At 57.8% G+C, this 22293-nt stretch carries 1 protein-coding gene; it reads right to left on the bottom strand.

Annotated elements, in window-relative coordinates:
• Positions 1 to 115: 115 nt before the first annotated feature.
• Positions 116 to 22069: a VCBS domain-containing protein gene (locus tag Pla52o_RS09940; RefSeq protein ID WP_146594447.1), complete on the bottom strand. Its 21954-nt coding sequence runs from the start codon at positions 22067 to 22069 to the stop codon at positions 116 to 118.
• Between the last annotated feature and the right edge of the window lie 224 nt (positions 22070 to 22293).

Below are 22293 nucleotides of genomic sequence, written 5' to 3'. Positions count from 1 at the left end.
TAGTTGCTGAGAACATCTTCAGCTTTGTTGTAGCTACCGTCGCGTTCGCGGTGGGCTTCGTTCCGGCGCACGTCGCTGCTTTTTTTGAAAAACTACGACATTTTGCAACAGGCTCTTAATCCAAGAACGTTGTCACATCGGCTTTGGATTTGCGAATGCCATCTCCATCGCGGTAAGCGGTTAACAGGGCGGTGGGATCGATCATGCGCCACGCAGGCATGCTGCCAAAAATGGTCGTCAGCAACACACCGCCTCGGAGTGCCCACAACACGTAACCGACCGACGCCAGCCCCGCACCTACGCCCAGTCCGCCAATTTCGCCGGCTCCGAAATAGGTCGAATCTTCGGCCGCGGTGGAGCTCTGATTGTTCCACTCGGTCCACTGAATCGCTTGCACCAAGTCGACGATCAATAGCTCATCGAGCATGTGAGACATCTGGGTGATACTCCGTTTCATGTGCATGTTCGAGGAACCGCCCCAGGAAAAGCCGTGACGCTCCGAACCGTTCCGCGATTCTTCGTTTTCAATCTCCCCGAGTTGTATTGTTGAATCACGATTCGAGTTCGAAAAAGTCGTCGGTGGGGCTTGGTCTTTTTCGTTCGTCGTTGTGTCGGTTTGTGTAGGAGGGGTCACGTAGGTCGGTACCGTCGCGACTCCGCCGGTGGTGTTTGATCCACCATCGCCGCTATCTCCGTCTCCGGAATTGCCACCGGACGTGTCTCCTCCGCCGCTGGTGTCTCCGCCCCCATCGCCTGAACCGCCATCGCCCGAGCCGCTTCCACTGGAGCCTCCACTTCCGCTCCCGCTCCCACCGCCGCCACCGCCAGCAATCACGGTGATCGTGACCGTCACGACATTGCTATCCAAACTGCCATCACTGGCAAAATACGTAAACGTATCGCTGCCAAAGTAGGCACCGCTGGGGGTATAGACCAGACTTCCGTTAGCCGACGTGCTAAGCACTCCATGACTTGGCCCCGTTACCAAATTCATCTGAATCAAGTTGCCGTCAACATCCGTGTCGTTGACCAAGACACCGGGAGCCGCCAGCGTTAGTGTTTCGCCCGCGTTGATCGAGTAGTTGTCGCCGGTCGCTACGGGAGCTTCGTTCACGTCAATCACCGCGATTGCGAAATTGGCGAAGCTCGACGAACCGTCGCTTGAATCGGCGCGAATGGTGATCGTGTGGCTGGTGGCGGTTTCATAATCGATCGCTCCTGAAACCGTCACGATTCCGCTGGCTGAATCGATCGCAAAGCGTCCTCCAGCGTCATCGGACAAGGAGTACGTTACGCTATTGTTCGTCCCATCGGAGTCTATTGCCAACGCCGTGATGCCGACTGTCGTTCCGAAGGCGACGTTCTCGTCGACTTCGTTTGCTGCTGCGTTGGTGTCGATTGGATCGCTGACGTCGAACTCGTTGACGTCATTGAGCGTGACGGTAAAGGTTTTCGAGACAGTGGTTCCCGCACCGTCGGTGACTTCCACCACAATGTCGTGCGACGTGTCGCTCTCATAATTCAGTTGGCTCGAATCCAAGACCCGAAGGTTACCCAAATTATCGATCGTGAACCGCCCGCCCGCATCATCGCTCAGCTGATACGTGGCGGTGTCGTCCGTATCGACGTCTTCCGTTGCGATTGTGCCGACAAGCTGGCCATTGGCCGAGTTCTCGTCAATGTTCATGCCGGTGGCGGTCAAGTCGCGAGGTGCGTCGTTGGCACCTTGGATGGTAACCGTGATCTGCGCTGTTGACTCGGCTCCTTCAGCGTCCACCATCGTATAAGTGAACACATCGTCGAGCGTATCCGCCGCGGTACGCAGTGCTTCGACCGCCGCGTTGTCGTTGTCGACGTTGTAGACATAACTTCCGTCAGCCTGAATCGTCACACGCCCGTATTGGCCGTCAACAGTAACGCCGACGGAACCTGCCGCACTGCCAGCCATCCCTGCGACGACTCCAGTGACAACCTTGCTGTCTCCATCATCCAGATCGGTATCATTCGCGAGCACGTTTCCACTTGGATTGATGCCCGGGGTTGCATTGAGATCTCCACTCGCTTCGACGGCGGTGGCATTATCGACCACGGCGATCGGACCATCATTGGTTCCCGTGATCGTGATCGTGACTGTCTCACTGTCACTCAGCGGCGTCCCATCATCGTCGGTGACACTAACCGTATACGTGAGGATCAGTGTGTCGCCTGAGTTTAGAAAGTCAAAGGCCTCGCCACTGCTGTCGAAATCCCAGGATAAAGTACCGCTGGACTGCGTCCCATCGAGAATCGTGCCGGGTGTGACGGACAGGAAGCTCTGTAGCACCGCATTGTTGAGCGCGGCCGGGACGCTGCCCGCCCCCGTCCCACTGACCACGACGTTGTCAACCGACGACGCCACCACATCCGACCTATCCAGATCCGTCACCGTTAATGATCCGCTGCCGCTCAATCCTGCATCGGTTTCCGTCAGTGTCGCTGTCGCCGGACCGCCTGTGATCGCCGGTGTGTCGTTGGTGCCGTTGATCGTGATCACGACATCTTGGGTATCGGTCGCCCCTTGGCTGTCGGTGACGGTGATGGTGTAGGTCAGCGTAAGCGACTCGCCGGCCGCGAGGTAGTCGAACGACTCGCTGGCAGAGTCGAAATTCCAGTTCAGTGTGTCGGTGAGTTCGGTGCCGTCAATCACATTGGGCGTCGATGTCAGCATCGCTAGCAAGGCCGCATTGTTGGACGCCAGTCCCGTGGTGGATCCGCCTGCAACGACACTGCTGACGGTTGACGTCACGTTGTCAGACAAGTCCAAATCGGCGACGCTAAGCGTGCCGCTAGATGATAATGTCGTGTCGGTTTCGGTGATTGTTTCGGCTGCGCTTCCGCTGCCAATCGTCATGTCGGGCGTGTCATTGGTGCCGTTGATCGTGATCACGATGTCTTGGGTGTCCGTGCCCCCATTACTGTCGGTGACGGTGATCGTGTAGGTCAGCGTGAGTGACTCACCATCGGCTAGATAGTCAAAGGATTCGCTGGCCGAATTGAACGCCCAAGTCAGTTCGTCAACGGTTTCAGTTCCATCGAGGACGTTGGAGGTTGAGCTCAACATCGCTAGCAGGGCGGCGTTGTTGGACGCCAGGCCCGTGGTCGTCCCGCTCGAAACAACGGCGCTGACGGTCGACGTGACGCTGTCGGATAGATTCAAATCGGTAACGGTGAGCGTTCCCGAAGTCGTCAGGGCAGCATCGGTTTCAGTCAGCGTTTCGGCCACGCTATCGCCCGCCTCAACAGTGATCACAGGTAGGTCGTTGGCACCGGTGATCGTGATCGTGACATCTTGCGTATCGGTCGCACCATGGTTGTCGGTGACCGTAATGGTGTAGGTCAGCGTGAGCGATTCGCCCGCGGCGAGGTAATCAAAATGCTCGCTGCCGGAATCGAAAGTCCAGGTCAGGGTATCCGACGTTTCGGAGGCATCGAGGACCGATGCGGTTGAACTCAGCATGGCCTGCAGGGCCGCGTTGTTAGATGCCAATCCGGTGGTGTCACCGCTGGCGACAACACTGCTGACCGTGGAAACCACCGTATCGGAAAGATCCAAGTCGGTCGTTGTCAGCGTGCCGGTGGTCGTCAATGTCGCGTTGTTCTCGGCCAGCGTCTCGGCGGCGCTGTCGCCGGTTTCAATCGTGATATCCGGCGTGTCATTGGTACCGTTGATCGTGATCACGACATCTTGGGTATCGGTCGCCCCTTGGCTGTCGGTGACGGTGATCGTGTAGGTCAGCGTCAGCGATTCGCCGATGGCGAGGTAGTCGAACGCTTCGCCCGCGGAGTTGAAATTCCAGGTCAGTGTGTCGGTGAGTTCAGTTCCGTCGATGACGTTGGCGGTCGAGGTCAGCATCGCGAGCAGGGCAATGTTGTTGGACGCAAGTCCCGTGGTAGTTCCGCCCGCGACGACACTGCTGACGGTCGATGTGACGCTGTCGGACAAGTCAAGATCATCGACGGTCAGTGTGCCTGATGTCGTTAACGTCGTGTCGGTTTCGGTAAGCGATTCGGCCGCACTGCCACCGCCAATCGTCACGTCCGGCGTGTCGTTGGTGCCGTTGATCGTGATTACGACATCTTGAGTGTCCGTGGTACCTTGGCTGTCGGTGACGGTAATGGTGTAGGTCAGCGTCAGCGATTCGCCAGCCGCAAGGTAATCAAACGCTTCGCCCGCCGAATTGAACGCCCAAGTCAGTTCGTCAACGGTTTCGGTTCCATCGAGGACGTTGGCGGTTGAGCTCAACATCGCCAGCAGGGCGGCGTTGTTGGACGCCAGTCCCGTGGTCGTTCCGCTCGAAACAACGGCGCTGACGGTCGACGTCACGCTGTCGGACAGGTTTAAATCGGTGACCGTGAGCGTTCCCGAAGTCGTCAGGGCAGCATCGGTTTCGACAAGCGTTTCGGCAGCGCTATCGCCCGCCTCGACTGTGATCACAGGCAGGTCGTTGGCACCGGTGATCGTGATCGTGACATCTTGGGTGTCAGTCGCACCATTACTGTCGGTGACCGTGATCGTGTAGGTCAGGGTCAGCGATTCGCCCGCGGCGAGGTAATCAAAATGCTCGCTGCCGGAATCGAAAGTCCACGTCAAGGTCTCGGACGTTTCCGAAGCATCAAGGACCGATGCGGTCGAACTGAGCATGGCCTGCAAGGCCGCGTTGTTAGATGCCAATCCGGTGGTGTCACCGCTGGCGACCACGCTGCTGACCGTGGAAACCACCGTATCGGAGAGGTCCAAGTCGGTCGTTGTCAGCGTGCCGGTGGTCGTTAGCGTCGCGTTGTTCTCGGCCAGCGTCTCGGCGGCGCTGTCGCCGGTTTCAATCGTGATATCCGGCGTGTCATTGGTACCGTTGATCGTGATTACGACATCTTGGGTATCGGTTGCCCCTTGGCTGTCGGTGACGGTGATCGTGTAGGTCAGCGTCAGCGATTCACCAGCCGCCAGGTAGTCGAACGCTTCGCCCGCGGAGTTGAAACTCCAGTTCAGTGTGTCGGTGAGTTCGGTTCCGTCGATGACGTTGGCGGTCGAGGTCAGCATCGCGAGCAATGCATTGTTGTCAGACGCCAGTCCCGTGTTGGTTCCGCCCGCGACGACACTGCTGACGGTCGACGTGACGCTGTCGGACAAGTCGAGATCATCGACGGTCAATGTGCCTGATGTCGTTAACGTCGTGTCGGTTTCGGTAAGCGATTCGGCCGCGTTTCCGCTGCCAATCGTCACGTCCGGTGTGTCATTCGTGCCGTTGATCGTGATCACGACATCTTGAGTGTCCGTGGCTCCTTGGCTGTCGGTGACGGTAATGGTGTACGTCAGTGTCAATGACTCGCCGACCGCGAGGTAGTCAAACGCCTCGCTGGCCGAATTGAATGCCCAAGTCAGTTGGTCAACGGTTTCGGTTCCATCAAGTACGTTGGCGGTTGAGCTCAACATCGCCAGCAGGGCGGCGTTGTTGGATGCCAGTCCCGTGGTCGTGCCGCTCGAAACAACGGCGCTGACGGTCGACGTGACGCTGTCGGACAGGTTCAAGTCGGTAACCGTGAGCGTTCCCGAAGTCGTCAGCGCGGCATCGGTTTCAGTCAGCGTCTCGGCAACGCTATCGCCCGCCTCGACTGTGATCACAGGCAGGTCGTTGGCACCGGTGATCGTGATCGTGACATCTTGAGTGTCAGTCGCACCATTACTGTCGGTGACTGTGATCGTGTAGGTCAACGTCAGCGATTCGCCCGCGGCGAGGTAATCAAAATGCTCGCTGCCGGAATCGAAAGTCCACGTCAAGGTGTCCGATGTCTCAGAGGCATCGAGGATCGATGCGGTCGAACTCAGCATGGCCTGCAGGGCCGCGTTATTGGATCCCAATCCGGTGGTGTCACCGCTGGCGACAACACTGCTGACCGTGGAAGTAACCGTATCGGAGAGGTCCAAGTCGGTCGTCGTCAGCGTGCCGGTGGTCGTTAGCGTCGCGTTGTTCTCGGCCAGCGTCTCGGCAGCGCTGTCGCCGGTTTCGATGGTGATATCCGGCGTGTCATTGGTACCGTTGATCGTGATCACGACATCTTGGGTATCGGTCGCCCCATTATTGTCGGTGACGGTGATGGTGTAGGTCAGGGTCAGCGATTCACCAGTCGCCAGGTAATCAAACGCTTCGCCCGCTGAGTTGAAACTCCAGTTCAGTGTGTCGGTGAGTTCGGTGCCGTCGATGACGTTGGCGGTCGATGTCAACATCGCGAGCAGGGCCGCATTGTCAGACGCCAGTCCCGTGGTGGTTCCGCCTGCGACGACACTGCTGACGGTTGACGTCACGTTGTCAGACAAGTCCAAATCAGCGACGTTAAGCGTGCCGCTGGATGATAACGTCGTGTCGGTTTCGGTAAGCGATTCCGCAGCACTGCCGCCACCGATCGTCACGTCCGGCGTGTCGTTGGTGCCGTTGATCGTGATCACGACATCTTGAGTGTCCGTGGCTCCTTGGCTGTCGGTGACCGTGATCGTGTAGGTCAGCGTTAGCGATTCGCCGGTCGCCAGGTAGTCGAACGACTCGCCCGCGGAATTAAAATCCCAGGTCAGCTGATCGGCGGTTACAGTACCGTCAATCACGCTGGCAGTGGACGTCAGCATGGCCAATAACGCCGTATCGTCGGATTGCAGACCTGTTGTCGTACCTCCGGCAACCACGCCGCTGACCGTGGACGTGACCAGGTCGCTGAGATCCAAGTCGGTCGTCGTCAGGGTGCCGGAACTCACGAGGGTGGTATCCGTTTCGGTCAAACTTTCCGCGGCGCTGTCGCCACCGACGATGGTAACGACCGGTGCGTCGTTGGTGCCGTTGATCGTGATCACGATGTCTTGGGTGTCCGTGCCCCCATTACTGTCGGTGACGGTGATCGTGTAGGTCAGCGTGAGTGACTCACCATCGGCTAGATAGTCAAACGCCTCGCTGGCCGAATTGAACGCCCAAGTCAGTTGGTCGACGGTTTCGGTTCCATCGAGGACGTTGGCGGTTGAGCTCAACATCGCCAGCAGGGCGGCGTTGTTGGACGCCAGTCCCGTGGTCGTTCCGCTCGAAACAACGGCGCTGACGGTCGACGTGACGCTGTCGGATAGGTTCAAATCGGTGACCGTGAGCGTTCCCGAAGTCGTCAGGGCAGCATCGGTTTCAGTCAGCGTTTCGGCCACGCTATCGCCCGCCTCGACTGTGATCACAGGCAGGTCGTTGGCACCGGTGATCGTGATCGTGACATCTTGGGTGTCCGTCGCACCATTACTGTCGGTGACCGTAATGGTGTAGGTCAGCGTGAGCGATTCGCCCGCGGCGAGGTAGTCAAAATGCTCGCTGCCGGAATCGAAAGTCCACGTCAAGGTGTCCGATGTCTCAGAGGCATCGAGGATCGATGCGGTCGAACTCAGCATGGCCTGCAGGGCCGCGTTATTGGATCCCAATCCGGTGGTGTCACCGCTGGCGACAACACTGCTGACCGTGGAAGTAACCGTATCGGAGAGGTCCAAATCGGTCGTTGTCAGCGTGCCGGTGGTCGTTAACGTCGCATGGTTTTGAGCTAGCGTTTCCGCGGCGCTGTCGCCGGTTTCGATCGTAATCTCAGGCGTGTCATTGGTACCGTTGATCGTGATTACAACGTCTTGGGTATCGGTTGCACCTTGGCTGTCGGTGACGGTGATCGTGTAGGTCAGCGTCAGCGATTCGCCGATGGCGAGGTAGTCGAACGCTTCTCCCGCGGAATTGAAACTCCAGTTCAGTGTGTCGGTGAGTTCGGTTCCGTCGATGACGTTGGCGGTCGATGTCAACATCGCCAGCAAGGCCGCATTGTTGGACGCAAGTCCCGTGGTGGTTCCGCCTGCGACGACACTGCTGACGGTCGACGTCACGTTGTCGGACAAGTCGAGATCATCGACGGTCAGTGTGCCTGATGTCGTTAACGTCGTGTCGGTTTCGGTGAGCGATTCGGCCGCACTGCCCCCGCCAATCGTCACGTCCGGCGTGTCATTCGTACCGTTGATCGTAATCACGACATCTTGGGTGTCCGTGCCCCCATTACTGTCGGTGACGGTGATCGTGTAGGTCAGCGTGAGTGACTCACCATCGGCTAGATAGTCAAAGGATTCGCTGGCCGAAATGAACGTCCATGTCAGTTGGTCAACGGTTTCAATTCCATCGAGGACGTTGGTGGTTGAGCTCAACATCGCTAGCAGGGCGGCGTTGTTGGACGCCAGTCCCGTGGTCGTTCCGCTCGAAACAACGGCGCTGACGGTCGATGTCACGCTGTCGGACAGGTTTAAGTCAGTGACCGTGAGCGTTCCCGATGTCGTCAGGGCAGCGTCGGTTTCGACAAGCGTTTCGGCAGCGCTATCGCCCGCCTCGACTGTGATCACAGGCAGGTCGTTGGCACCGGTGATCGTGATCGTGACATCTTGCGTGTCAGTGGTTCCCTGGCTGTCGGTGACCGTGATCGTGTAGGTCAACGTCAGCGATTCGCCCGCGGCGAGGTAATCAAAATGCTCGCTGCCGGAATCGAAAGTCCACGTCAAGGTCTCGGACGTTTCCGAAGCATCAAGGACCGATGCAGTCGAACTGAGCATGGCCTGCAAGGCTGCGTTATTGGATCCCAATCCGGTGGTGTCACCGCTGGCGACGACGCTGCTGACCGTGGAAACCACCGTATCGGAGAGGTCCAAGTCGGTCGTTGTCAGCGTGCCGGTGGTCGTTAGCGTCGCGTTGTTCTCGGCCAGCGTCTCGGCGGCGCTGTCGCCGGTTTCGATGGTGATATCCGGCGTGTCATTGGTGCCGTTGATCGTGATCACGACATCTTGGGTATCGGTCGCCCCTTGGTTGTCGGTGACGGTGATCGTGTAGGTCAGCGTCAGCGATTCGCCGATGGCGAGGTAGTCGAACGCTTCGCCCGCTGAGTTGAAACTCCAGTTCAGTGTGTCGGTGAGTTCGGTTCCGTCGATGACGTTGGCGGTCGAGGTCAACATCGCCAGCAATGCCGCATTGTCAGACCCCAGTCCCGTGGTAGTTCCGCCCGCGACGACACTGCTAACGGTCGAGGTCACGATGTCGGTCAGGTCGGAGTCCGAGACCGTCAACGTACCGCTGGACGTCAGCGTGGTATCGGTTTCGGTCAACGTTTCGGCGTCGCTGTCTCCTCCGGCAACGGTGATCACGGGCGCGTCGTTGCTGCCGGTGATCGTGACCGTGACCGTTTCGGTATCACTCAGTGGAACGCCATTGTCATCGGTGGCGCTGACGGTGTAAGTCAGGATCAAGGTTTCGCCAGCGGCCAGAAAATCAAATGCTTCGCTACCGCTGTTGAAATTCCACGTGAGGGTAGCGCTGTTCTCGGTTCCATCGAGAATGGCGGTTGGCGTGACTGACAGAAAGCTTTGCAGTGTGCTGTTGTCCAAGGCGAGGGGGACGCTGCCCGATCCAGTGCCGCTAACGTTCACCGAATCGACTGCTGCGGTGACGTTGTCAGTCGTGTCAACGTCACTGACCGTGAACGAACCACTTCCCGTCAGTCCAGCGTTGGTTTCAGTCAGGCCAAGCGTATCCGGTCCACCGGCAATCACCGGGGCATCGTTGACGGCGGTGATATCAACGTTCACCGTGCCCAGGTTGATATCGGTGCCGCCGCCGGTTCCGGTATTGCCATTGTCGTTGACCTTGACCGTGATCGTGTCCGCGTCGTCGCCGTTCAGATTCGCGGTCGAGTGCAGGTATTGAATGTTGCTGGCGGTGTCGAGGTAGGTGTTCAAGTCCGCGAGTGATCCGGTCAGCGTCAGCGTTCCGCTACCGCTGCCACCGATCGTCACTCCGCCACCACTTGCCGCCGACAAGTTGCCGCCGGTCGCGGTGGTCAACGTGACCGTCAAATCGCCGCCGCCATGATCGACGTCGCTTAAATTGATTTGCGACAGATCGACATCACTGCTGACGTCTTCGGTCACCGCGAGATCACTCGGCAATCCGCCTGGGTTTGTTGGATCGTCATTGACGGCGGTGATGTTGATCGTCTGGTTTGCCGAATCTTCTTCGCTCGTGCCGTCTGCGGTCAATCCCGGATCGGCACCGGTGTTGCCGCCATCGTTCACCGTGACCGTGATCGTGGTCGATGCACTCGGCGTGTCGCTGCTGTTCAGGTAGGTGATCGTGCCGGTGCCTGCCCCGGTCAGCAAGTTGTCGAGTTGGCTAAGCGTACCAGTGATCGTAACCGTTCCGGTGCCGTTGCCACCGCTGATCGAAACGCCCGAGTCGCCGGCCGCAACCGTGATCACCCCTTCGCCGACGTTGATCGTGGCGGTCATCGTGCCACTTGCCGCATCGACATCGGTGACGGTGAACCCGGTGCCTTCAATCGCCAATCCGACTTGCTCGGTCGCCGATAGTGCACTGCCCGGTCCATTGACCACAGGGGTATCGTTGACAGGCGTTATGTCGATTTGAACCGTGTCGACGTCTTGCTGGGCGCCACCGGAACCGGTGTTGCCTCCGTCATTGGTGGTGATGGTTAACGTATCGGCGGCGGTTCCCACCACATCGGTGTTGCCGGTATAAGTCAACGACGCCAACGTGGCATTGATGTCCGCGACGGTGCCTTGGATGGTCAGATCTCCGCTGCCGTTGGTCCCGGTGCTGATCGTGGCGCCGCCGGAAAGTGTCACGTTGACAATCCCCGCGGTCACTTGCAAACGAGTGGTCAGATTGCCGCTGGCCGCATCGACATCGCCGATCGAAATGCCGCTGATCGCGGTTGCCGTTTCTTCGGCGACCGTCTGTGTTCCAGGTACCGTGTTTGTCGGCGCGTCGTTAGTCGCGGTGATGTTGATCGTCTGGCTCGCCGAATCCTCTTCGCTGCTTCCGTCTGCGGTCAATCCTGGATCGGCCCCAGTGTTGCCGCCGTCATTCACTGTGACCGTGATCGTGGTTGATGCACTCGGCGTGTCACTGCTATTTAAATAGGTGATCGTGCCGGTGCTCACGCCAGTCAGCAGATTATCAAGCTGGCTAAGCGTACCGGTGATCGTAACCGTTCCGGTGCCATTGCCACCACTGATCGAAACGCCTGAGTCGCCGGCTGCAACCGTGATTGCTCCTTCGCCGACGTTGATCGTGGCCGTCATCGTGCCGCTGGCCGCATCGACATCGGTGACGGTGAACCCGGTGCCTTCAATCGCCAATCCGACTTGCTCGGTCGCCGATAGTGCACTGCCCGGTCCGTTGACCACGGGCGTGTCATTGACCGCGGTGATATCGATTTGGACAGTATCGACGTCTTGCTGGACGCCACCGGAGCCGGTGTTGCCTCCGTCATTGGTGGTGATGGTTAACGTATCGGCGGCGGTTCCCACCACATCGGCGTTGCCGGTATAAGTCAACGACGCCAACGTGGCATTGATGTCCGTGACGGTGCCTTGGATCGTCAGATCGCCGCTGCCATTGGTCCCGGTGCTGATCGTGGCGCCGCCCGACAGTGTGATATTGAGCACCCCGGCGGCGACTTGCAGACGCGTGGTCAGATCGCCGCTTGCTGCATCGACATCGCTGATCGAAACGCCGCTGATCGCGGTTGCCGTTTCTTCGGCGACCGTCTGTGTTCCAGGTACCGTGTTTGTCGGCGCGTCATTGACCGCGGTGATGTTGATCGTCTGGCTCGCCGAATCCTCTTCGCTCGTGCCGTCCGCGGTCAATCCCGGATCGGCACCGGTGTTACCGCCATCGTTCACGGTGACCGTGATCGTGGTCGATGCACTCGGCGTGTCACTGCTGTTCAGGTAGGTGATCGTGCCTGTGCCTGCCCCGGTCAGCAAGTTGTCGAGTTGGCTAAGCGTACCGGTGATCGTAACCGTTCCGGTGCCGTTGCCACCGCTGATCGAAACGCCCGAGTCGCCGGCCGCAACCGTGATCACCCCTTCGCCGACGTTGATCGTGGCCGTCATCGTGCCGCTGGCCGCATCGACATCGGTGACGGTGAACCCGGTGCCTTCAATCGCCAATCCGACTTGCTCGGTCGCCGATAGTGCACTGCCCGGTCCGTTGACCACGGGGGTATCATTGACGGGCGTAATATCGATTTGAACCGTGTCGACGTCTTGCTGGGCGCCTCCGGAGCCGGTGTTGCCTCCGTCATTGGTGGTGATGGTTAACGTATCGGCGGCGGTTCCCACCACATCGGCGTTGCCGGTATAAGACAACGACGCCAACGTGGCATTGATATCGGCCACGGTGCCTTGAATCGTCAAGTCGGCGCTGCCATTGGTCCCGGCACTGATCGTAGCGCCGCCTGACAGTGTGATATTGAGCACTCCGGCGGTGACTTGCAGACGCGTGGTCAAGTTACCGCTGGCTGCATCGACATCGCTGATCGAAACTCCGCTGATCGCGGTGGCTGTTTCTTCGGCTACCGTCTGTGTTCCAGGTACCGTGTTTGTCGGCGCATCATTGACCGCGGTGATGTCAACGTTCACCGTGCCCAGGTTGATATCGGTGCCACCGCCCGTGCCGGTATTTCCGTTGTCGTTGACCGTGACCGTAATCGTGTCCGCGTTGTCACCGTTCAGATTCGCGGTCGAGTGCAGGTATTGAATGTTGCTGGCGGTGTCGAGGTAGGTGTTCAAGTCCGCGAGTGATCCGGTCAGCGTCAGCGTTCCGCTACCGCTGCCACCGATCGTCACTCCGCCACCACTTGCCGCCGACAAGTTGCCGCCGGTCGCGGTGGTTAGTGTGACCGTTAAATCGCCGCCGCCATGATCGACGTCGTTCAAGTTGATTTGCGACAGATCCACGTTGCCACTGACGTCCTCGGTCACCGTGATATCGCTCGGCAATCCGCCTGGGTTCGTTGGATCGTCGTTGGTCGCGGTGATGTTGATCGTCTGGCTTGCCGAACCTTCTTCGCTGCTTCCGTCTGCGGTCAATCCTGGATCGGCACCGGTGTTGCCGCCATCGTTCACGGTGACCGTGATCGTGGTCGATGCACTCGGCGTGTCACTGTTGTTTAAATAGGTGATCGTGCCGGTGCCTGCCCCGGTCAGCAAGTTATCAAGCTGGCTGAGCGTGCCGGTGATCGTAACCGTTCCGGTGCCATTGCCACCGCTGATCGAGACGCCTGAGTCGCCGGCCGCAACCGTGATTGCTCCTTCGCCGACATTGATCGTGGCGGTCATCGTGCCGCTGCCCGCATCGACATCCTTGACGGTGAACCCAGTTCCTTCAATCGCCAATCCGACTTGCTCGGTCGCTGCGAGAACGCTGGCCGGCGCATTGACCACGGGGGCGTCGTTGACCGCACCCACGGCAATCGAACTGCTCGCCAATGCGGAATCAAGTCCGTCTGCGTCCTGCAAGACAAAATCGAAACTGCGAGTGCCGGCAACGATATTGTTGTCTTGATTCTCGTATTGAATCGATCGAATCAAATTCTGAAGATCCGACGCGGCCATGGTGCCGCCGCCATTGCGGGTCACTATGAAGCCTGACGCGTCAGAATCAATTTTGAACGTTGTCGACCCCATGGTGACAAATTTTGTCTTCACTTCGCTCGCCTTGAACTCGGTCCCACCAAATCGGATGCGTTCCTCGGTTCCATTGGAAGCGCCTGACAACGTAATCGTCAGCGAATTGTAAGTCGAGTTGTCAATGTCGCTAATCGTTGCATCACTGTCAGTGACACCAATCAGTGGATCGCCTTCGTTGACACTGATCGAATAATTGTTGCCAGCCCCATCGCTTCCATTTAAGTCGATGACAGGTGCATCATTGACGGGGGCGACGGTCACACTGGCAACCGTCGTGCTGCCACCAAGTCCGGTGTCATTGCCAGACGTCGACGACTGGATCGTAAAGTTTCCGGTGCCGTTGAAATCGGCGTCAGGAGTGAACTTTAGTCCCGCGGCACCTTCGGCCACTGTAATGAACGAACCGTTGGTGATCTGCGTCACGCCGTCGTTTTTGTACAAGGTGCCGCTGGTGATTCCGGTGATCTTGTAATAAGTCACCTCCGCACCATCAGCCGCATTCCGCGTAATCACCAGCCCGCCGTTGGACTGGGTGTCTTCATCGGTGGTTGCGTTCGTCACCGAAGGAGTGTCCGCGACGGGATTGATCGTCAAGCTCGCCGTATCAGAGTTGGCGGAAAAGGCAGACGTTCCGCCTCCCGCACTGCTGTATTGAATCTGAACATCGTCGAACCGCATTTCCGTCGGGCCCGATCCCGATGATGTGACGATGAATCGAATGCGAGTGTTTGACGCCATGTAGGCGCTAATGTCGTAGGATTTCGTGCCGGTTCCGGTGTTGGTGGAACTATCAAAAGTCGCCAGCGTTGTGTAGCTGCTTCCACCATTGCTAGAAATTTGAACGGCGACTTGTTTTGACGAGCCGAAGTTATTGTTGTATGCGAAAGTGAATGTAGCAGAAGTCGCTGCGCTTAGATCCGCTTCACGATAAAGTGAGTTGCTTGCAACCGATCCGTTCAGTTGTAATTCAGTGCCCTGGACTTTGATGCTTCCGCTGGTGGGGCCGTTGCTTTCACCGTTTTCGATCCAGTTGCTTGCCCATGATTCCGTGCCGTTGTTGTTGGAATAGGATTCGCTACTAAACGTATCCAAAAGGGTGTTCACTGCAGTAACCGCAGCCAACCCGCCATTAACGCCGTTGGTCTGATCCCAGGCATGGAAAGTGATCGCGTTGGCAAGGGTGCCAAAATAGTCCGCATTGGGCTGGAAATAGAGTCGTGTACTGGCATCTGCCGCAAGCAACCGCGCATTAGCATCGCTAACCGCTCCGAGTGCATTCCATGTGGTTCCATTGTCGATGGAGTAGAACCATGTGCCATTCGTCGTGTCGGCCGCTGTAATGGCGACGCCCAAACCGGCACCGCTGTCGGCGTCGGTGACGTTGTCGACTTGTCCGGATGGAGTCGCGAAGTCAACCAGCGACGAAACCAGCGAGCCTACGATTCCCGATGGTGCGCCCGCGTCTTCATTGGTCGCGGTCAATTCCGGAGTTTTGCTGCTGTCCAAGACGGGGGCCGCATTGACATTCGAGACCGTGATATTCGCGGTTTCGCTCGCTGTGCTGAAGGCCGTTTCACCTCCCCCGATTGATGCATTGACTTTTGTTCCGGCCGTACCACTGGTTTGATCCCAGGCATGGAAATCAAAGCTGGCTGTTGTGCCAGTAGTACCATTCGGAACAAACCGTACATAATCGTTAGACCTCAGCAACAGTGCCGACGTGTTCGACACGGTGCCAATGGTGGTCCACGTGGCTCCACCATTAATCGAATATTGCCAGGTACCGTTTCCGCTGGCAAGTGTCGTAATCGCGATCCCTTCTGCGTCTCCGCTATCGGCGTCTGTGATTCGATCGCCACCCGCACTGATGAGGATCGTCGATACCTCGGCCCCTCCGTTGTTTGTTTGTATCTTGGTAATTGTGGGCAGCGTCATCGTGCCCGAGTTATCGAGTTCCGGAGCATCATTGACTGCCGTAATGTCGACGTTGACCGTGCCCAGGTTGATGTCGCTGCCGCCGCCGGTTCCGGAATTGCCGTTGTCGTTAACCTTGACCACGATCGTGTCGACGTTGTCGCCGCTTGAATTCGCGGTTGCGTGCAGGTACTTGATGTTGCTGGCGATATCAATGTAGGCATTCAAATTTGCCAGGGTCCCCGTCAATGTCAGCGTACCGCTGCCACTGCCGAGTACCGTGACTCCGCCGCCGGTTGTCGCGGTCAAGTTCCCGCCGGTTGACGTGGTTAACGTGACCGTCAGATTACCGCCATTGTGATCGACATCACTGAGGTTCATCTGTGACAGATCGACGTTGCTGCTGACGTCTTCGGTCACCGCGATATCAGTTGGCAATCCGCCTGGGTTCGTCGGATCGTCGTTGACGGCGTTGACGGTGATCGTGACCGTCTCGGTCGTCGTGTTCGTTCCGTCGGAAGCGTCCACGGTGAAAACGACCTGGTAGTCACCCACTTGCTCCAGCGCAGTGAACGTTGGCTTTTCGGCATTTGCATCGCTCAGCGTGACGGCGGGACCGGAGGTTTGCGTCCAGGTGTAAGTCAACGCACTGTTCTCAGGATCAAACGCCGAGACCTCGAGCGTGACAAGATCGTCTTCGTTGACCGTTTGATCGCCCAAATTTGCAAAGCCGCTGCCGCTGATCACATTCGCCACAGTCATCCCGCCCATCGTGCCGTGGTGACCGTTGCCGCTGTCGTCGATCACACCGCCCGCGCCCGTAGTCGCTCCAGTAAACGAGTACGAGGCAACCAGACCTGTTTGGGGCCCCGAGAGTTCCGTGAACATGTCCGCACGAACCTGCGTCTCGCTACGCCCGCCATTCCAAATCCGGACTTGATCAATCTGGCCATCAAACTTGTAGCTGGCGTTGTAGCCCCAACCCGAGATTTGAGCGGTGGAAGTTGCGTAGGCGTTTGTGTTGTTCGGCGTGCCTGAAATTTGCGAGAGTGTTTGTTCGACACCATCAATGATCAGTCGACTGCTCGCCGCGTCGCCATTGCGGAAAACGGCCGCTACGTGGTGCCAACCTGTCGCTAATCCCGCATTACTCGTCCCATAAAGATCGCTGTTTGCGGTGTTGAATCCAAAGTTACCACCACTGAACCACAAGTCATAAGCTCCGAATCCAAAGGGTAACACGTTATCGGTGCCATCCCAATTCATCCAGAACTCGACCGTCACGTCGGTTCCCGCGGCGGTGTTTACCGGTAATCCCGAAAGCGTGATCGTGTCGTCACCCCCTTGGAAATCGATCACCTCGTTTCCGGAATCGTCCACGTCCGAGTCCGCAACAATCGTTGGGGCGTCGTCGATGCCGTTGACCGTGATTGTCACGGTCGCGGTGTCCGTCCCTCCGTTGCCGTCGCTGACGGTGTAGGTAAACGAGTCGGTTCCGATCTCTCCGGCTCCCAGCGAATCAAAGGCGCCGTTGGGATCGTAGTCAAAACTGCCATCGGCATTGACGGTGACGAAGGCTCCTGATCCGAGCATGATTTTATTGCCGACGCTTGCTACGGAGCCCTGCACCTGGCTGATGGTCAGAGTATCGCCGTCGACATCAATATCATTGCGAAGAACGCCGCTGCTCGCCGCGATGTTTATCGCTGTATTCTGGTCGGTGGTAAACCCGGTCCAGCTGGGGCCGCCGATCAGCGTGCCTTTGGCGGAGTTACCGGTCAAGTCGTTGGCGTCGACACCCATGCCTTCATTGAAATTCCAGTATCCCGCCAGTCCTATCTCGGTCCCGGCTAGGGTGGTGTCAAGATTGTTTTGGATTTCCGTTTGCGTGCGAACGGTGCTCCAAACGCGAACGTCGTCGATTTCACCAGCGAAGTATTGCCCCTCAGGACCGTTTTCGCGACTGCCTACGCGTAGGTCGTTTTTGGTCGCATGTGCATCACCAATGACACCCGAACCATAGAACGTCTCGACATTATGGCCGTTGACGTAGGTATTGATGGTCCCATTGTCATAAGTCACCGAGATGTGTGCCCACTCGTTCAATTGCAAGACATAGCCGGTGTCATGCCAGCTCCAGCCTGGAGTGGTGTTAGCGAAGGCCCACATCAGAGAGCCCGTCGATGAAATCCCGATTTCATATTCACCCTCTTTATTCAGCAGCATGCTTGACACGGCAGGATAAGCGGTGGGGCGAGCCCACACTTCCATCGTCATCGTGTTGGTGAAGACGAGATCCGAATCACTTCCCAAGCTGACGTAATCATCGACGCCATCAAACGAGATTCCGTGATGGTCGTCCACTGCGATCGGTGCGTCTTGGACCGAGGTGGTGTTGACGATGATCTGATCTGATGCCGTACTGAACGCGGTAATGCCGCCATTGGACGTTGTATTGGCGTTGTTCCCTGCGGTGCCAGAGGTCTGGTCCCAAGCGCGGTATTGTATGTTCAGTGTTCCGCCGGAGTCGGTCGCCGGAGTGAACTGCATCAGATCCGTCGATCGCAGCAACAATGCATCGCTTTCCGATGGCGAACTGAAATCGAGCCACGTCGTTCCACCGTCCAGACTGTATCTCAGCATGCCACCGCTACCGGTCACGCCGGTAATTGCAACCCCTTGGGACGCTCCTGCATCCGAATCGGTAACACTCGATGCGATGAATGCTGAAACGCTAGCCGTAAATGGGGCTCCGCCTTCGGTCGTATTGTAAGTCGGGGTGTAGGGCGTCAACACCGGCGCATCGTTGACCGCGTTGATCACAAGCGATGCCGTATCGGTCGCGGTTGAGAAGGCGGTCGAGCCACCGTTGCTAGACGTGCTCGCCAACGTTCCATTTCCGCCACTGGTTTGGTCCCAGGCTCGGAACGTAATGGCACTTGCAATCGTGCCGTTGTAGTTGGCGTTGGGTTGGAAATAGAGCCGGGTATTGGCATCAGCGGCCAACAGTCGAGCATTCGTGTTGCTGACCGCTCCAAGCGAGTTCCAACTGCTGCCACCATTGGTGCTGTAGTACCAGCTGCCGTTGGTGGTGTTGACCGCCGTGATCGCAATCCCAAGTGCGGCGCCGGCGTTCGAATCGGTCACGTTGTCGACTTGGCCCGAGGGGGAGGCAAAATCGACGAGCGAAGAGATTAGCGACCCGACCGCGCCCGATGGTGGTCCGGAATCTTCGTTTTGCGGTGTCAGTACCGGAGTTTTCCCTGCGTTCAGTACCGGCGCGTTGTTGGTGGCGGTAACGTTCAACGCAAACTCGGACGTTTCATTGTTGGTCAGATCCGTCGCAGTTGCGGAGACCTTCTCACCGGTGGCGATGAGGCCGTCCAGATAGTGACCAATGGCGGCGTCACCAGTGGCATTGGTCGTGACTTCGATAGAGTCAATGAATCGCTGGCCTTCGCCATAGCCGCTGGCGTCGCCACTGGAGTTAGCGAAAAACTCGATGCGAAAAGTACGACTGGGGGTCGATTTGAGCGAACCAAACACAGCCGGCGTGGGGCCCGCGGTGATCGACGAGAGCACGGGGAAATTTTGCAGACTGTTCGCGCCCGTATCTTGATCGGGTGTATCGGAGAACTGACCGTCGTTGGCTGTAACCCCATTGTCCCCCAGGTCGATTCCCAGTCCGGCATGTGAGTGGATCGAGTTGCCAAGGATCGCAATGCCGCTTGGGCTGCCCTGTAGCAAGATGCCGTCACCTCCGCCAAACGCAATGAGGTTCCCTTCGTTCGCCGCATCGGTACCCCCGATCGTCGCGCCGGTTGCATTCCAGATGCGAATGCTGCCCTCTCCGGTCGATACCTTGGTGTTACCGAGGTCCAGCGTGCCGGTGACGTCCGTGCCGAGGTAATTGCCCTGGACTACCGTATCGGTACCCTCAAGATAGATCGCCGTCGCGTCATTACCGGAGATGATATTGCGCGCCGCTGCGGTCGATCCGCCAATCGTATTATTGGATGTACTTGCCATCACGCTAACGCCATCGTCGCCGTTACCGATCGCAATCGTGCCCGCCGCATTGGTGCCGATGTAGTTGCCGCGGACCAAGGTTCCCGAGGCGGTGCCATCGATCCGGATCCCGTCGCTGCTGTTTCCCGATATGACGTTTCGATCGGCGGCGGTCAAACCGCCAATGATGGTGTTGTTTCCATACACTCGGATACCATCGTTGCCATTTCCTAGACCGCCGCCCGCGTCGGTGCCTGTCGCCGTCAGACGACCGATATAGTTGCCGACGATCGTGTTGCCGTCCGACCCCGCATCGATTTCAATGCCGAAGGTGGTGAAGTTGCGGATCACGAAACCGCGAATGATACTGCCGTCCGCAGTCGAACTCAGCTGAAAACCGTTAGCCGCGACGTCGTTGCCATCCAAGATGATCGCGGGTCGGTTACCGTTGACGGCGAAGCTGTTGTCGGTCGTCGCGTCAATGTTCACCGCATCGGTGATTTCGAAGGTGGATCCCACGTTGATGGTGTGCACTCCCGTGCCCGAAATCGCAAAGTTGATTTGATCGGGATTCGCACCGTCGTTCTGGGTGTTGTTCGCGGCGATGATCGCTTCTCGTAGCGAAATCAATCCGTCGGCACCTTTGTTCGCCAGCAAAGCATCGATCGAGGTTGTGTCCCCGTCTTGAACATCGTTGGTCGTATCCACGGTCAACGTGTGAGCGACCGAGAACTGGGATCCAGGCGTGATCTCAGCACTATTTATCGAAACGCCGCCGATCGCCCATGCGTCATTGCCGCTCCATGTCCACTGGACACCGACTGACGCTGCACCGGCTTGCGTGCTGCCCCCGCCATTGATCTCACCGCCACCCGTCAGATCCCAGCGTTCCGTTTGGGTGCCCCCGGGAACCAGGTCATAGTTGGCTGAATCGTCCACCGCCACTACCGCAAAGACGAGATCATCCGCAGCCGAAGAGACCGTGGTGGAAGCGGTGGATCCGCTGCCTGCCGCGTTGGATGCAAACGTTCCTAGCGGAGTGGATTGATCAACCCCTGTAAAGGTCATCACACCGACCGTATTGCCGTCCGAGGTTCCGCTAAAGTTCACTTGGACGTTGGCGGTTCCTAGATTCGGAGCCACCAGGGACCAGATCTCGATTCTCGCATCTCCGCTTTCTCGGACGCCCACAAGCGTGAGACTCGTTCCACCGTAGGTCACGGAGGTGACCGTCTCATTGGACGCTTGGTTGAGCGAGACCCCAATCAGCATCAATCGGTCGGTACCCGACGTGGTGTGCGACACCGTGACGGTGCCTCCGCTACTGGTTCCGGTCGACGTCGTATCGACCGCGGCGTCCAAGACATCGGTCCACGATTGTTGCACGTCGATACTAAAGGCGACTCCGGTCTCAATCGAGCCCACTTGGTATTCAAGATCCCAGTCACCGCCGAGGTCTTGGTGCCCCGTCAGGTCGACGCTCGCAGCGACATCCGCGCCGGTCAAACTGCTGAATTGCCCGATGAGCAATTGTCCCTCAGGATTGCTTGCGAAATCACAACCATAAAATAACAGATCCCCCTCGAGCGTCAGCGCATTGCCCCAGTTGCGGATCTGTGCCACTTCGGTTGCGATGGACTCACTGTTAATCCAAGTGCTGCCTAGTTGGATCCCGCCATCGCGCCCGTGCGAGACAACATGAATGGAGTCGAGGCCGTCATAGGATGCCAAGACTTCGCTGATCTGTGAAATGCCATCGCGTGTTGCATCCAGCAAGACCACGTCGATTTGTCGGGAAGCATCCGAGTTGCTCAGCAGATCGTCGACGAGTTGTTGGTAACCTTGGATCGATGTATCTACAAACGCTAATTCCTGACGCGGTCTCAGGATGTCGGGGCGGGTGATGGATTCGTGGAGGTCAGCCTCATTGGCCACCACATCACAATCGCACACCGTTGCAATCATTTCGACTAAATCGCGTCCCGGTTCCGTACTCGCTAAATCCGATCCGTAAATCAAAATGTCGGCGTCGGCATCGAGTGATAGACCCCAGTGTGCGATATCGCTCACATAGGCTTGGCTCGTTTGCAGATCAAGCCGCGTCGATCCCAATTGAATGCCCTCGCCATCGCCATGGCTGAGCAAATGGATTGCGTCGACGCCGGAGAGTCCCGCCATCGTTTCGCTGATCTGCTGGATGCCGTCACGGTCGGCGTCCAACCGGATGATCAACCACTGCGTTTGCTCTTCCGCACCATCACGAAGATTCGCTAATAAGGGGTCAGCATCTTCTACACGCGCATCAACAAACACCACTTCGATCGGATTGGCGGGATCCAAAGCGGGAGCGTCAATGATCGTGTGAGTTGACTCGGTTCCGACGGTGTCATCATTCTCACTTGGCTGCGGCGCACTGAGTGTCGTCGGATCGATAACTGTTCCATCCGCTGCATCGAGTTGTTGCAATAGCGACGCGGTTAGATCGTGATCGACGTCGCTCACGCCTTCGCTCGCATCGAGACCGTCGCCACTGAGAAGGATGCGGTCTTCTAATGGATAGAAATCGAATTCGCGAGCCATAGGGACGTGCCAGTTCGTTCAAAAATTTGTACTGCAACGAATCTGCTCCGCAGAGTTCGAATCATCCATGGGGGGATTGCAATCAACACTAACACGCCCCAGTACCACTTTCGGTCAGAAATAGAGGACCAGTCGCATTCGTCTGAAAATATTCGGATTGCGTTGACCGTAGGGATCGCGAAGGAGGTGACGGCTCCGCCGATCAAATCGGGCCGGAGTGGCGG

This window comes from Novipirellula galeiformis, assembly GCF_007860095.1.
GTDB classification, from domain to species: domain Bacteria; phylum Planctomycetota; class Planctomycetia; order Pirellulales; family Pirellulaceae; genus Novipirellula; species Novipirellula galeiformis.
The sequence above is the reverse complement of the archived record's forward strand: the minus strand, read 5'-3'. Positions and strand labels throughout refer to the sequence as shown.

Excerpts from the sequence above, each read along its gene's own strand:
- Pla52o_RS09940 (WP_146594447.1), bottom strand. The coding sequence starts at position 22,069 with ATGGCTCGCGAATTCGATTTCTATCCATTAGAAGACCGCATCCTTCTC.